This window comes from Mucilaginibacter sp. P25 (genome assembly GCF_050859465.1).
In the GTDB taxonomy this organism is placed as follows: domain Bacteria; phylum Bacteroidota; class Bacteroidia; order Sphingobacteriales; family Sphingobacteriaceae; genus Mucilaginibacter; species Mucilaginibacter gossypii.
Genome location: NZ_CP193937.1, coordinates 5,175,218 through 5,190,191, shown reverse-complemented (window position 1 = coordinate 5,190,191; position 14,974 = coordinate 5,175,218). Strand labels below are relative to the sequence as shown.

Annotated in this window: 11 protein-coding genes; all 11 read left to right on the top strand. The window is 44.3% G+C overall.

Features of this window, described 5'->3' with window-relative positions; translation table 11 throughout:
• The first annotated feature begins 4 nt into the window (after positions 1-4).
• The 11 genes from ACRQ5D_RS26160 to ACRQ5D_RS26110 all read left to right on the top strand — a co-directional run bounded on the left by ACRQ5D_RS26160 (position 5) and on the right by ACRQ5D_RS26110 (position 14,957).
• The gene (locus ACRQ5D_RS26160) at positions 5-217 is read left to right on the top strand and encodes a hypothetical protein (protein ID WP_432327099.1); all 213 of its coding nucleotides are present in this window, start codon (positions 5-7) and stop codon (positions 215-217) included.
• Positions 175-2,862, top strand: a complete 2,688-nt coding sequence (locus tag ACRQ5D_RS26155; protein ID WP_432327097.1) for a glycosyl hydrolase — start codon at positions 175-177, stop codon at positions 2,860-2,862. Before ACRQ5D_RS26160 ends, ACRQ5D_RS26155 begins: the two co-directional genes overlap by 43 nt.
• A 170-nt stretch (positions 2,863-3,032) precedes the next feature.
• A complete protein-coding gene (locus ACRQ5D_RS26150; RefSeq protein WP_091176213.1) occupies positions 3,033-6,248 on the top strand; it encodes a SusC/RagA family TonB-linked outer membrane protein in 3,216 nt (1,071 codons plus the stop codon).
• An 18-nt stretch (positions 6,249-6,266) separates the two neighbouring features.
• Entirely contained in the window at positions 6,267-7,790 is a 1,524-nt protein-coding gene (locus ACRQ5D_RS26145) for a RagB/SusD family nutrient uptake outer membrane protein (RefSeq protein WP_091176216.1), read from the top strand.
• Between the two features lie 166 nt (positions 7,791-7,956).
• The gene (locus ACRQ5D_RS26140) at positions 7,957-8,847 is read left to right on the top strand and encodes an IS1595 family transposase (protein ID WP_189549506.1); all 891 of its coding nucleotides are present in this window, start codon (positions 7,957-7,959) and stop codon (positions 8,845-8,847) included.
• 196 nt (positions 8,848-9,043) lie between these two features.
• Positions 9,044-10,453, top strand: coding sequence for a glycoside hydrolase family 28 protein (locus tag ACRQ5D_RS26135; RefSeq protein ID WP_091163566.1), 1,410 nt, complete (start codon positions 9,044-9,046; stop codon positions 10,451-10,453).
• Positions 10,431-10,850, top strand: coding sequence for a hypothetical protein (locus tag ACRQ5D_RS26130; protein ID WP_432327094.1), 420 nt, complete (start codon positions 10,431-10,433; stop codon positions 10,848-10,850). The genes ACRQ5D_RS26135 and ACRQ5D_RS26130 overlap by 23 nt, the downstream gene beginning before the upstream one ends.
• Positions 10,851-10,882: 32 nt before the next feature.
• On the top strand, positions 10,883-11,800 hold the full coding sequence (locus tag ACRQ5D_RS26125; RefSeq protein ID WP_432327092.1) for a hypothetical protein: 918 nt from the start codon (positions 10,883-10,885) through the stop codon (positions 11,798-11,800).
• A complete protein-coding gene (locus tag ACRQ5D_RS26120; RefSeq protein ID WP_432327090.1) occupies positions 11,775-13,367 on the top strand; it encodes a hypothetical protein in 1,593 nt (530 codons plus the stop codon). Before ACRQ5D_RS26125 ends, ACRQ5D_RS26120 begins: the two co-directional genes overlap by 26 nt.
• Before the next feature lies 1 nt (position 13,368).
• The gene (locus tag ACRQ5D_RS26115; RefSeq protein WP_091163571.1) at positions 13,369-14,136 is read left to right on the top strand and encodes a rhamnogalacturonan acetylesterase; all 768 of its coding nucleotides are present in this window, start codon (positions 13,369-13,371) and stop codon (positions 14,134-14,136) included.
• Positions 14,137-14,150: 14 nt separating this feature from the next.
• Entirely contained in the window at positions 14,151-14,957 is an 807-nt protein-coding gene (locus tag ACRQ5D_RS26110) for a rhamnogalacturonan acetylesterase (RefSeq protein ID WP_091163574.1), read from the top strand.
• Positions 14,958-14,974: the final 17 nt, after the last annotated feature.

Below are 14,974 nucleotides of genomic sequence, written 5' to 3'. Positions count from 1 at the left end.
ACAGATGTCATTCATTAAAAATAATATAAAAATAGCCCTTGTATTTGCACTGTTAGCAGGTACTCAAACCGCATCTGCACAAATTGGCTGGCCTGCAACCACCGAACAAACCAAACCCTGGGCCCGCTGGTGGTGGGAAGGCAGCGCTGTAAATAAAAAGACCTTACCTGGAACATGGAAAGCTACCATAATGCCGGTTTGGGTGGATTGGAGGTAACGCCGATTTATGGAGTGAAAGGGCATGAAGATGAGTTTATTCAATACCTGTCGCCGCAATGGGTGGATATGTTAAAGTACACGCTAACCGAGGCAAAAAGGCTAAATATGGGTATTGATTTGGCCAATGCTACAGGTTGGCCTTTTGGCGGTCCCTGGGTTAGCAACGAAGATGCCAGTAAAGAACTATTTTGGAAAAATTACGATGTTAAAGGTGGCGAAAAACTGAGTGAACCTGTGGTATTCGTACAGCAGCCCCTGGTGAGGGCCGACGGCCAGGCTCCGAAGATTACAGATTTGGTTGAACCCATTAGCAGCAATAAAAACCTCCAGTTAATGGCCCTTGACCAGGTAAGGTTTGAGAAACGGATTCCTTTAACGGTTTTAATGGGTTATGATGACAAGGGGCAGGTATTGAACCTTACCGATAAAGTTGATGCAGCCGGCAAACTTAACTGGACAGCACCCGCCGGCGAATGGAAGCTGTACGCACTTTTCCAGGGTTGGCATGGTAAGATGGTTGAGCGTGCGGCTCCCGGAGGTGAGGGTTATGTTATCGATCATTTTTCCAAGCCGGCACTTAATCATTACCTTGCCCGGTTTGATCAGGCATTTAAAGGGCAGGATTTAAGCGGGATCAGGGCATATTTTAATGACTCGTACGAAGTGGATGATGCCCGCGGGCAATCGAACTTTACCCCGCTGTTTTTTGACGAATTTATTAAACGCCGCGGGTACGATCTGCGCGATCACTTGCCGGCTTTATTAGGTAATGATAATAAGGAAAATAATAGCCGCATACTATGCGACTATCGCCAAACCATATCCGACCTGTTGCTTGATGATTTTACCAAACCATGGCATGACTGGGCCAAAACCAGGGGCGCTTTAATCCGCAATCAATCACACGGTTCCCCATCAAATATACTGGATCTGTATGCTGCTATTGATATTCCCGAAACAGAGGGCGATGATGTGTTGCGGTTTAAATTTGCCACATCGGCAGCACATGTAATGGGAAAACCTCTTGCATCGTCCGAGTCGGCAACATGGCTTAATGATCATTTTCTATCGTCGCTGGGAGATGTGAAACAGGCTATCGATAAATATTTTGTAGGAGGCGTAAACCATATTTTCTATCACGGCATCAGTTACTCGCCTCAAAATGCCCAATGGCCGGGATGGTTATTTTATGCTGCAGTTCACTTTAATCAAACTAACCCGTTCTGGAATGATTTCTCAACTTTAAATCAATACATAACTAATTGTCAGTCGTTTTTGCAGCAAGGAAAGCCCAATAATGATATATTGGTTTATTACCCGTTATTTGATAGCTTTTCCGAGCCGGGGGATAGGGGCTTGCTTAAGCATTATGATGCCATGAAACCCGATTTTAAGGGGACAGGCTTTGAATCCTCTGCCGAAGAAATGCTTAAAAAGGGCTACACGTTTGATTTTATATCAGATAAGCAAATAATGGATTTACAAACCTCCGGTAGTCATTTGCTTACCGGCGGTCTTAATTATAAGACTATCCTTTTGCCTGATAATAAATATATCCCGCTCGAAACCTTTAATAAAATGGTGGATCTGGCAAAGACCGGGGCAACAATTGTGGTGTATAAAAATCTTCCATCGGGTGTTCCGGGATATTCCGGGTTGCAGGAACGCGAAAAAGCATTTAAAACACTGCTTGCCGGGCTTAATTTTACTGCTGAAAATAATGGTGTTAAAATTGCCAAAGTTGGCAAAGGCCGTTTTTTAATAGCAGATGATATTGCTCCGTTGCTGGACGCGGCGGGAATAAACAGGGAACAAATGACCGATAAAGGGCTGCAATTTGTACGCCGTACTTATGAAAATGGCAACAGCTACTTTATAACAAATAGCGGCGGTAACCAGGTTAATGGTTGGGTTGATCTATCTGTTAGTGCTGCATCAGTAGTAGTATTTGATCCGATGACAAAAAACTACGGACTCGCAAAAAGCCGGAAGCAGGCCGATGGTAAAACCGGCGTTTATCTGCAATTATCGCCGGGGCAAAGCTGTATTTTACAAACCCTGCCTGTAAAAACTCAAATAGCAGCGTATCTCTATTATCAGGTTGCAGGTAACAAGGTGCCTGTTAACGGTACGTGGACACTGAGCTTTACCGAAGGTGGTCCGACATTACCTCAGCCAATAAAAACCGCAGCGCTCAAATCATGGACAGATTTAGGTGGTGATGACCTTAAAGCTTTTTCCGGAACAGGTAGTTATAATATCATCTTTAAAAAGCCGGTACAAAATGCCGCTGTTTGGAAGCTTGACCTGGGAAAAGTTAATGAAAGTGCCGAGGTTTATTTAAATGGTAGAAAACTGGCAACACTTATTGGTCCGCAGTATGTGGTTACTATACCTTCAGCACAGTTAAGGACAGTTAATCAGTTGCAAGTGAGGGTAGCTAACCTCATGGTTAACCGGATCATTGATATGGATAAGAAGCATATGCCTTACCGGATATTTTATAATACCAATTTTCAATCACATAGTCCTGGTTCTAAAGGGCCTGATGGGCTTTTTACCACGATAAACTGGGAACCAAAGCCTTCCGGTTTGATTGGGCCGGTAACACTTGAACCGGTTAAGCCGTTGTTTGTTAGGTAATTATTTAAGGGTTAATTTCAAAAAGGTGGTCATGTTGGCTACCTTTTTTTGTGTTTTTGATGTATCGGAGCAGGATACTACAGGATGGTATTATTGAAATTAACTTTTATGTTCGTTTATACAATTATAACCCAAACTGTACCAAACAGTAAACCCCTTAATTTGATTTTATGAAAAGAATTTTTATTTATTCTTGTAAAATGCTATTGCTGTTGCTGCTCTTTAATGTGGCAGGGGCAAACAGTGCGTTGGCACAAAAGCTTAGCATTACGGGTACTATTACAGATAGTAAGCACCAGCCGGTTTCGGCTGCTTCCGTGCAAATAAAAGGCACGAAATCAGGTACCACGTCTGATATTGACGGAAAATACTCCATTAAGGCTTCCGCAGGGCAGGTTTTAATATTTAAATCAATCGGTTTTGATGCTAAAGAAGTTACCGTAGGCACAAACAATACCATCAATGTTAGTTTAACGGAAACTGAATCGCAATTGAACGAAGTGGTAGTAATCGGCTACGGCGCTCAAAAACGGGCTAATGTTACCGGATCTCAGGCTACCTTCAAGGCCGATAACCTGAACGAGCGGGCTATAACCCGTGTTGACCAGGCCTTGGTAGGCCAAATGGCAGGTGTAACTGTTAAGCAAACAACGGGTGTGCCGGGTAAAGCATTTAGTGTTAACGTGCGCGGCAGCGGCTCCATAAGTGCCGGTAATGAGCCTTTGTATGTAATAGATGGCTTTCCTTTGTCTGTATCGGCAATAGGCAGCGGTGGTAGCTTTGGCTCAGGAAATCCGCTTGATAATATCAACCCAAATGATATTGAAGATATCCAGGTTTTAAAGGATGCAGCAGCGGCGGCTATCTACGGCTCAAGGGCGTCAAACGGCGTTGTATTGATCACCACTAAAAAAGGAAAATCGGGCAAGGCTAAAATTAGCTATAGTGCTTACTACGGTTACAATGCTGCCGCCAAATATTTGCCCATGCTTAACGGCGACCAATGGATTGACAGGGCTACCGAAATGATCAATGCTGCCTATGTGCTCAAATATGGCGCAAAAGGAGCAACTGCCAGTGACGATAATGCAACACGCCAGGCGATGAATGGCGGTGCCTTTAGCTCAGCCTATATGCTCGATCCTAGATGGGCCATGCCGGGCCATCCCGGGCTGCAGTATATAGACTGGCAGAAAGCGATTGAGCAGAAAGGAGCTATGCAAAACCAGGCATTGAGCGCAAGCGGTGGCAATGAATTTGTAAATTATTTTATTTCGGGCAACTACGCCAACCAGGATGGTTTTGTGAAAGGCCTGGGTTATAAAGCCTACTCGGCCAGGGCCAATGTGGAAGCTCGTATTGCCAAAAACCTGAAATTAGGTTTAAACATTGCACCCACTTATTCAATTTCGCAGGACCCTGGTGTAGAAGGGAAAGACAATATTTTTCACCAGGCCATAAGCTATAGTCCTATTCAGGAAGATACGGTAGGTTTATATCCCAACGCGTTTAAGAACGGACAATACACCTGGGGTAATTCACCAAACAGCCCCATAGCTAAATTGGAGAACAAGGTAGGGCAAACCAAAAAATACCGCACACTGGGCAGCATATTTGCCGAATACGAAATTATAAAAGGGTTGACGTTAAGAAGCTCATTGAATCTTGATAATGTTGACAATGCCACTAATAGCTACACACCGTATACCATAGCCGGTAATCTTGCTTCCAGAACGTTTGATGCTGCTAAAAATCCTAATTTAACAGCTAATACTTCAGGATCATACAGCACCTTTAAAAGGCAAACCTTTGTTAATGAAAACACGCTGACTTATAATACCACTATTCACGCAAATCACAGTCTGAGTATATTGTTAGGCCAGTCTTACAATACCGATCGTTTAGATCAGTCTTCATTATCATCAGTTGGCGGTTATACCAGCAGCGTTATCCAAACTTTAAATGCTGCCGCAGCGGTAACAGGCAGTACCTCCAGCACCAAAAGTGTGTTGGTATCCTACTTTAGCCGCGCGCAATATGCATATAAGAACAAGTATCTGTTATCCGCAAGCTTGCGTGAAGACGGTTCCTCAAGATTTGGCGGCAATACCAAATACGGTATTTTCCCCTCAGCATCTGTAGGCTGGCGTATCATACAGGAAGATTTTATGAAAAGACTGTCTGCGGTAAGCGACTTGAAACTACGCTTTAGTTATGGCGTAAATGGTAATAACAGCATTGCCGATTATGGAAGTATTTCGCAAATAGGTTCATATGGATATGTTTTGGGTTCACCTCAGGCTTTAGCCATCGGGCAGGCACCAAGTAACTTACCAAACCCAGATATCAAATGGGAAAAATCACAAACTTATGATGTGGGCCTCGACTTCGGGTTTTTCAGCAATCGTTTAACCGGTTCATTTGATTACTATAACAAACTAAATACCGACTTGTTGCTGAATGTACCTATCCTGCAATCTACCGGTTTCAGCAGCCAGCTGCGCAATGCAGGTTCAGTGCGTAACATTGGTCAGGAGCTGGAATTGACAAGTCGTAATTTGGTTGGCAAAGTTCAATGGAGCACATCAATTAATATCAGTCATTACAAAAATAAAATCGTAAGCCTTTACGGTAATCAGAAACAAATTATTATTCCAAACTCCTTTGATGTTTCAGACGCTATTTTGCGCGTAGGCCAGCCAATAAACAGTATCTATGTAGTAAGGCAGATAGGTTTCCTTACACAGGCCGATATTGATAACCACGTGGCAACCTACGGCACGGGTGAAACCGTTGGTGACCCGAAATATCAGGACCTGAACGGCGATGGTGTGATAACCGAAGCCGATAAACAAATTGTTGGCCACCCCAGCCCTAATTACACCTGGGGTATTACCAATACCGTGCGCTGGAAAGGTTTCGACTTTACTGTTTTAGTTCAGGGCCAAAATGGCGGATCTGTTTATTCACTGCTGGGCAGGGCTATAACTCGTACCGGCCAGGGCTTTACCGATAATGCTCCTGCGTTTTATGATAACCGCTGGAGATCGCCCGAAAATCAGGGAGCGGGTAGGGTTAGTAAAGCTTACTCTACATTCGGTTTCGTAGCCAATACCGATTGGTTATACTCTTCAGATTATGTGAGGGTTAGAAATATCACATTAGGGTACGATCTTAAAAATATCTTTAAAACCAAAGTTTTAGGAGCAGCTCGCTTGTATGTTACGGCCGAAAACTTCTTCGGGCATGACAAATATTATGGAGGTTTCAACCCGGAGGCGCAAAACACAGCCATCAGTTCGGACAGTAACTATCCCGAAGCAGGGGATTACGGAGGCTTGCCGCTGGCTAAATCATTGATTTTCGGCTTAAATGTTACTTTTTAATTATTTCAACCAATTAAAATGAAAAAGATATTTTTTCTATCAACCATATCAGCTGTTATTTTAATGGCTTCCTGTAATAAGGATTTAAACCAGGTACCAATATCCAGCTCAACAACAGCAACTTTTTATAAATCGCCAAGCGATTTTTTGCAAGCAACAAACGCTATTTATGCCGATCTGCACAATTACCCGGTACGGTTAGCCAACATGTCTGAAATCCGTTCGGATAATATTTACGGTGTTTCAGTTACCGTACGTGACTGGGACCCGGTAAATGATTTTTCTCCCTCATTAGCAGCAAACGCTTACGTTACCGAAGCCTGGGGCACCGACTTTAACGGTATTTTCAGGGCTAATACCCTGCTTGACCAGATTGCCAAAAATGGCAGCTACGTAGGTTCGGCTTCATTAGCAACCAGGTTACAGGCCGAAGCTAAGTTTCTGCGGGCATTTTATTACTTCGATCTGCTTAGGTATTTCGGCAAGCTTCCAATCATTGACCACCCGGTTACTGCGCCTGAAGCTAATTCTATCGGCCGCAGTTCTGTAGCTGATGTTTACAAACTGATTATAGCCGATCTGCAATCGGCCATAGCTAACTTACCTACCACGTATACCGGGGTAGACGTAGGTCGCGCTACCAAATATGCAGCGGAAGCCTTGCTGGCACAGGTGTATATGGCTAAATCCGCGCCAAATTATGGTATTGAAGGGCCGGGAACCGGATCAAACGAATGGAATTTAGCTTTGCCTTTGTTGCAGGATATTATCAGTAGTGGTAAGTTCGCTTTTGAGTCTACTTACAGCAATATATTTTCATATGCTAATCAAAGCCCTGCAGTTAATAAAGAGGCCATTTTTGATGTGATGTATACCAGCGGTATCAGCGGTACAAGTGATCTTTACGGCGCCTCATACCCATGGACGCTTGCACCAAGCGCTTATTTTTTATCTATCAAGGATACCAAATCAAACGGAAGCCTGGAGATTATCCCGGTATCAAATGATCTGGCAAACAGCTATGACGCTGCCGATACACGCAAGGCTTTTAGTATCTACACCGCAGGCTATACAAATGCTGGAAGTACAGAAAACCGCCCGTTCTTTAAAAAATGGCTTGATATAACAAAGATTCCAACTGCCAGTAGGTTTGACTGGGGCATCAACTTTATCGCTATCAGGTACACTGATGTTTTGATGCTTAAGGCCGAGTGTATATTGAACGGTGCAACCGGAGGCTCGCAGGCTGATGTGGATGCTATTGTTAACCAGGTGCGCACACGTGCCGGGTTGCCATCCGTGGCAGGTGTAACGCTTGCTCAACTGTTTGATGAACGCCGCAGAGAATTTGCAGATGAAGGCTCACGCTGGTTCGATCTGCAAAGAAGCGGCAACCTCTTAACCATTATGAATAGCTGGATCGCCAAAGAAGATGCCCAGAAAGCTATCAAGCCGGTTATTGCTAATTATGTTATCTACCCTGTACCGCAAACACAACTGGATGCGGCACCTGGGTTATACTCACAAAATCCCGGATATTGATCCGGGGGAATGATGAACAAACGATTTTGATCATCATAAAAATGGTTTATCCCCTGCTTGGGTATAGCCGTCAATTTATGTGGGGATTGAATAGAAGATTTGGAAATTCCCTCTTGAGAGAGTAATAGCCCATGAAAAGGCAGGAATAATTTGTATATTTATGATAATGAATATCATAGAGACGATTAAGCGTTTTCCAGATCAGTCCAGTTGCATAGACTATCTTGAAGGATTAAGATGGCAAGGATTGCCAGAATGCCCGTATTGCAACAGCAAACGGAGCAGCAAGCGCCAGGAAAGCCAACGGCATATTTGCAATAGCTGTAACCGCAGCTATAGCGTTTTGGTCGGCACTGTTTTCGAGGGCACCAAACTTCCTTTGCCGCAATGGTTTTTGGCTATTTCATTAATGCTGAATGCGAAAAAGGGGTTATCTGCACGTCAGTTAAGCAGGGATCTGGGATGCAATCGTAAGACAGGCTGGTATTTGCAGATGCGGATACGGGAAGCCATGCGGGACGGCGGGGATGGCGGTTTGTTTAAGGGTATTGTTGAGGTAGATGAGACTTATTTAGGTGGTAAAAAAGCCAATCACTCAAAGAAAAAGCGGCAGGAAAGGCGCGATAATAATTTGCAGGTCACCGGCATGCAGGATAAACAGCCCGTGATTGGGTTATTGGAGCGGGATGGCCGTCTAAAGCTTCAGGTCATAGATAAGGCACATGGGAAAACGCTCAAACCCATTGTTGAACAATCAGTGAGCACAGATGCTACTATTGTAACGGACGGCTTTGGTGGATATGCCGGTTTAAATAAAATATTCCGTGAACATCAGGTATTAAACAAGGAAAAAGAAGAGTATGCCCGGGGAGAGTATCACACCAATACGATTGAGGGCTTTTGGACATTGTTAAAACGGGGGATATATGGTCAATACCATAAAGTATCGCTCAGACATTTGCAATCATACCTGAATGAGTTCACATTTAAATATAACAATAGAGGCAATAACCAGGTGTTTAACTTTTTAATTAACAAAATGGCTACTGCCTCTTGATGGGCTATTACTCTTGAGAGGGGGCGCGGAGGGAGAGTGGTAGCAGGGGTGTGTTTCTGCAGTAGGTTTATCAAAGCAGAGACACACCCCTCAGCTCCTCTCAAGAGGGGAATCGCACGTTCCCCCGCTTTTTATACCTTAGGTTGACGGCTATGCCTGCTTGGGGGGATAAACCATTTAAAGAATAAGCTTACCTATGAAATTATTACGTTATTCTGTTTTCCTGATAGTTATTGCCGCGAATGCAGTAAACGGGCAAACTAACCTGGACTGGGCAAAAAAGGTTGGGGCCAGGCATGCGCCGCAAAAAACAGTAGTGTGGTATGTTAATGACAATGGTGCGGCTAACGATGGCAACACCGTAAATACAGTAGCGATACAAAAAACTATTGACCAATGCTCGGCAAAAGGAGGTGGTATAGTCTCATTTAAACCCGGTAAATATTTGACAGGTTCCATTTTTTTAAAGAATAATGTTTGCCTCAATATTGATGAGGGAGTAACGTTGTTGGGTAGCCAGGACCTGAAAGATTACCCCGAAATTGATACCCGCGTTGCCGGTATTGAAATGAAATGGCCTGCCGCTTTGATCAACATAGCCGGGCAAGCCAATGTGGCAATTACCGGGAAAGGACTGGTAAACGCACAGGGTAAACCATTTTGGGACCTCTACCGGAAAATGCGGGCCGAATATGACCCTAAAGGTTTACGCTGGATAGTTGACTACGACGCCAAGCGTCCGCGTACGTTGCTGGTTTCCAACTCGGCAGATGTTACCATTAAAAATGTTACGTTGCAACAGGCGGGGTTCTGGACGGTGCAGTTGCTTTACTCAGATCATGTAACTGTTGATGGCATCACCATCCGCAATAACGTTGATGGGCATGGGCCATCGACAGATGGCATAGATATAGATTCGTCCAGCTGGATCCTTGTGCAAAACTGCGATATTGATTGTAACGACGATGATTTTTGCCTTAAAGCCGGCAGGGATTGGGATGGGTTGCGGGTAAATAAACCGACCGAATATGTGGTGATCCGCAAATGTGTATCAAGGGCGGGGGCAGGATTGCTTACCTGCGGCAGCGAAACTTCGGGCGGGATCAGGCATGTGCTTGCCACCGACCTTACAGGTAACGGAACCAGTAATGGGTTAAACATTAAATCTGCAATTACGCGCGGCGGCACGGTTGAGGATATCCACTTTACAAACATAACCATGAATGGCGTAGGCACGGCTTTTCAAATCACTATGAACTGGAACCCAAGCTACAGCTATTCTAAATTACCCGATGGTTACAATGAAGCAACGCTGCCCGATCATTGGAAAAAGATCCTGCATAAAGTGGATCCCGCGGAAAAAGGGATCCCGCACTTTAAGGATGTTTATATTTCAAATATTAAAGTTACCGGCGCTAAAAAGGCCATTAATGCTATTGGGCTTAAAGAATCAACTATGCAAAATTTTCATTTTGATAGAGTTAATATTGAGGCGGGTACTGCAGGTGATGTGCAGTTTGCACAGGCATGGGAGTGGAAAAACTCACAGATCAATACTCAGGATAACACAAAACTTAATTTAAATGATGCCGGCGCAGGTCAATAATAAATACAAGTTTTTAAAGAGAATTCTTGTTTGCGTGGGAGCAGGTTTGGCATTGCTTTTTAGTGCCTGGTCAGTTCCTTCGGCACAAAAGAGAGGTAGTGTTATTTCGCTGGCAGGCCGGTGGCAGTTTCAGATGGATTCGGCCGATAAGGGGATTGAAGAGAAATGGTTCTTGAGACCGCTTACGGATACTATCCATTTGCCAGGCTCCATGATCCAAAACTTAAAAGGAGATGACATCAGCCTTAAAACAAAATGGACAGGAAGTATTTATGACAGTTCATGGTTTTATAACCCGCGTTTAGCTAAGTACCGGGTGCCTGGCAACCTCAAAATACCTTTCTGGCTTACACCGCCGAAACACTATACAGGAGCTGCATGGTATAAAAAGAAGTAATTATCCCTGCAGATTGGAAAAACAAACACCTTGTGCTTTTTCTCGAACGGGCTCATACCGAAACCAGGTTATGGGTTGATGATACCGAAATTGGGATGCAAAACAGCCTGGTAGCCCCGCATCAATTTGATCTGGGAAACAAACTATCGCCCGGAAAACATCAAATTACACTTTGTATTGATAACCGCGTTAAAGCGATCAACGTAGGACCCGATTCACATAGTATTACTGATCATACACAGGGCAACTGGAATGGCGTGATCGGCAAAATGGAGCTGAGAGCCGGAGACCAGACCTGGCTGGATGAGATCCAGGTATACCCTGATCTGAAACAAAAAACAGCCCATATCAAAATACTGATTAAAACCGAAAGGGGAACTGCTAACGGTAAAATCACAGTTTCGGCCAAAGCATTTAATAGCCCGGTTTTACAGCTAATACCAGTTGTAAGTAAGCCTGTTGATATCAAGGATAGTGTAGCAGAGTTAACGATTGACTTGCCGATGGGCGTAAAAATGCAGACATGGGATGAATTTAATCCGGTTTTATACCGGCTTACAGCAACGCTGCACACTGCGGATGGATCAACAGATACAAGGCAGGTGGATTTTGGCATGCATGAGTTTAAGGCCGATGGAAAAACATTTACCATAAATGGCAAACCCGTTTTTCTGCGTGGTACGGTGAATAACTGTGAGTTCCCGCTTACCGGTTATCCGCCTACTACCGAAGCAGAATGGGACCGGATCTTTAAGATTTGCAGGGAACACGGGCTTAACCACATGCGGTTTCACTCCTGGTGCCCGCCTGAGGCTGCTTTCGATGCAGCTGATAAAGCCGGCTTCTACTTGCATGTGGAAGGGCCGTCATGGGCAAATCATGGCAGTGGTTTGGGTGTGGGGCGGCCTATCGACCAATATATTTATGACGAGAACAAACCGCATGGTTAAGTGGTACGGTAATCATCCTTCGTTTTGTATGATGGCTTATGGTAATGAGCCAAGCGGTAAACAGGTAGAATACCTTACTAAATTTGTTGATTACTGGAAAGCTAAAGATCCGCGCAGGCTTTACACAGGAGCGGCGGTAGGCGGTAGTTGGCCGGTAATCCTCAATAACGAATATATGGCCCGTGCGGGTGCGCGTGGTTTGGCCTGGAACCAGCGGCCCGAAAGTTACTCTGATTACAGCAAACAGATAGCTCAGTTTAATGTGCCCTTTGTGGCCCATGAGATGGGGCAATATTGTGCTTTCCCCGATTTTAAGGAAATCAGGAAATATACGGGGATATATAAAGCCAAAAACTTTGAACTTTTTCAGGAAGACCTCCAAGATCATGGAATGGCCGATGAGGCCGAAAAATTCCTGATGGCTTCGGGAAAATTACAGGCTTTATGTTATAAGCACGAAATTGAAAAAGCCATGCGTACACCCGGCTATTCGGGCTTTCAGTTGCTTTCGTTAAATGACTATCCGGGACAGGGTACTGCCCTGGTTGGTGTACTCAATGCCTTTTGGGATAGTAAGGGCTATATTACAGCAAGGCAGTTTGCCCGGTTTTGCAATGCAACAGTGCCGCTTATCCGTACCGAAAAGTTTGTATATCAAAACAACGAAACGCTAAAAGCGCAGGTTGAGCTGTTTAACTATAGCAAGCCTATGACAACCGCGATGAACTGGAAATTAACCGATGCGCAACATAAAGTGATTAGCGAAGGTGTGCTTGATAAAAAAAGCTATGTAATGGGTAACTGCCAGCAGGCAGGAGTGATTAGTGTGGCTTTATCAAAAATAAAATCGCCGGTAAAACTGAACCTTGAAGTAGCCGTGCCTAACACTCAATATGTAAACGACTGGGATTTTTGGGTGTATCCCGCAAACTTGCCTGCTGTGAAAACCGATGTGTATTATACTACTTCGCTGGATGATAAGGCCAAAGAGGTACTCAATAATGGCGGCAAAGTATTTCTGAATGCCTCGGGTAAGGTAATAAAGGGCAAGGAAATTATACAATCATTTACTCCTGTTTTCTGGAATACCTCCTGGTTTAAAATGCGCCCTCCGCATACGCTTGGTTTTGTGTGCGATCCTAAGCATCCTGCGTTTAATGATTTCCCGACATCATCCTATAGTGAAATACAATGGTGGGATATCCTCTCGAATGTGCAGGTAATGCACCTGGAAGATTTTCCGGCAACATTCCGCCCGGTTATTCAGCCTATTGATACCTGGTTCATGAACCGCCGTTTGGCATTGCTCTTTGAAGTCAGGGTGGGTAAGGGGAGCCTGATGGTGAGCAGTGCCGATCTTTCGCCAACAACCGGCGAAGACAGGCCGGCGGCAAAGCAATTATATTACAGCATTTTAAAATATATGTCGTCACCGCAGTTTAAACCTGCTGACAGCATTTCGATGGAAACTGTTGATGATCTTTTCAAAACTGCTTCAAAAGAGGTGTTTGTGTCCTATACCAACGGCGCACCTGACGAACTGAAGCCTAAAAACATAAAAAAGTAATATGAAAGTATTGAAACCAGTTTTAGCTTTATTAATAATGGCCTTTGCCGGCCTGTCTTTTATCAATCAGCAAAAGCCAACCATTTATTTAATTGGCGATTCTACCACGCATAACAACGATAAAGAAACATGGGGCTGGGGAAGCATTATCCCATACTATTTCGATCTGGCAAAGATCAATATTGAAAACCATGCCATGGCTGGTCGCAGCACGCGCACTTTTATAAAGGAAGGCCGCTGGAACAAGGTTGATTCATTATTAAAACCGGGCGATTATGTGATGATGGTATTTGGTCATAATGAAGGCAGTAAGCCCGATACCACAAAAGCCGGTTATCGGGGTGTATTAAAGGGTACAGGTAATGAAACGGTAGAGCTTACCTGGCCTAATGGTACCAAAGAAACAGTACATACCTATGGCTGGTATTTTCACAAATTTATAAGGGATACCAAAGCTAAAGGTGCAACACCTATAGTACTGTCCATGATCCCTCGTAATGAATTTCGTGATGGCAAAGTTATTCGTGCCGATAATGATTATGGTAAATGGGCACAAGAAGTGGCACAGCAGGAAGGTGCCATCTTTATTGATATGAACCATATCACTGCCGATAAATATGATCAATGGGGAGCTGATTCGGTTAAGAAATTTTTCCCCGGAGATCATACCCATACTAACAAGATGGGCGCTACTATAAATGCAGAATCAGTAGTTGATGGCATCCGGGCCAATCCCGTAAACTCTCTGAATAAATACCTTAAAAACTAAAATTTCGGGCTGCTATGAAAAATATGATCCGTACAAATGCCGGCTTAGGCTTATTGCTTGTCCTGGTTATGCTGTTATCTTCTTTTATGTTGATGAAACCTGCCGATAAGCCAACCTTTTACCTGATAGGCGATTCGACTGTAAAAAATGGTAAAGGCAAAGGCGATGGTGGTTTATGGGGATGGGGGAATTACATAGCCCCTTATTTTGATACAACAAAAATAACGGTCGAAAATGACGCGCTTGGGGGCACCAGCAGCCGCACCTTCCAAACTATGGGTTTGTGGGACAAGGTATTGGTTAAAATCAAACCCGGCGACTTTGTGATCATGCAGTTTGGCCATAATGATAGCGGCGCGCTTGATGACACAGCCCGGGCCCGCGGAACTATCAAAGGTATTGGCGGCGAACAGCAGGAAATATACAACCCGATACGGAAAGTAAAAGAGGTGGTACATACCTACGGCTGGTATATGCGCAAATTTATTGCGGATATTAAAGCGAAGGGCGCAACGCCTATTATTTGTTCGCCTATACCCCGTAATGTGTGGAAAGATGGCAAATCTGCAGGCCGCAATAATGAAAACAGCTATGGGCAATGGGCACGTGAGTTGGGCGAACAAACCGGGGCGTTTTTCATCGACCTAAACAAACTGATTGCCGATGATTATGACCAGGAGGGCGAAGCAAAAGTTAAATCAACTTACTTCGGTACTGATGCCACGCATACACTTGAGCCGGGTGCGCAGCTAAATGCCAGCATGGTTATTCAGGGCATCCGATCGTTCAATCAGTTGGCGCTCAATAAATATCTGAAGTAACAGGTTCTGTAATTGAT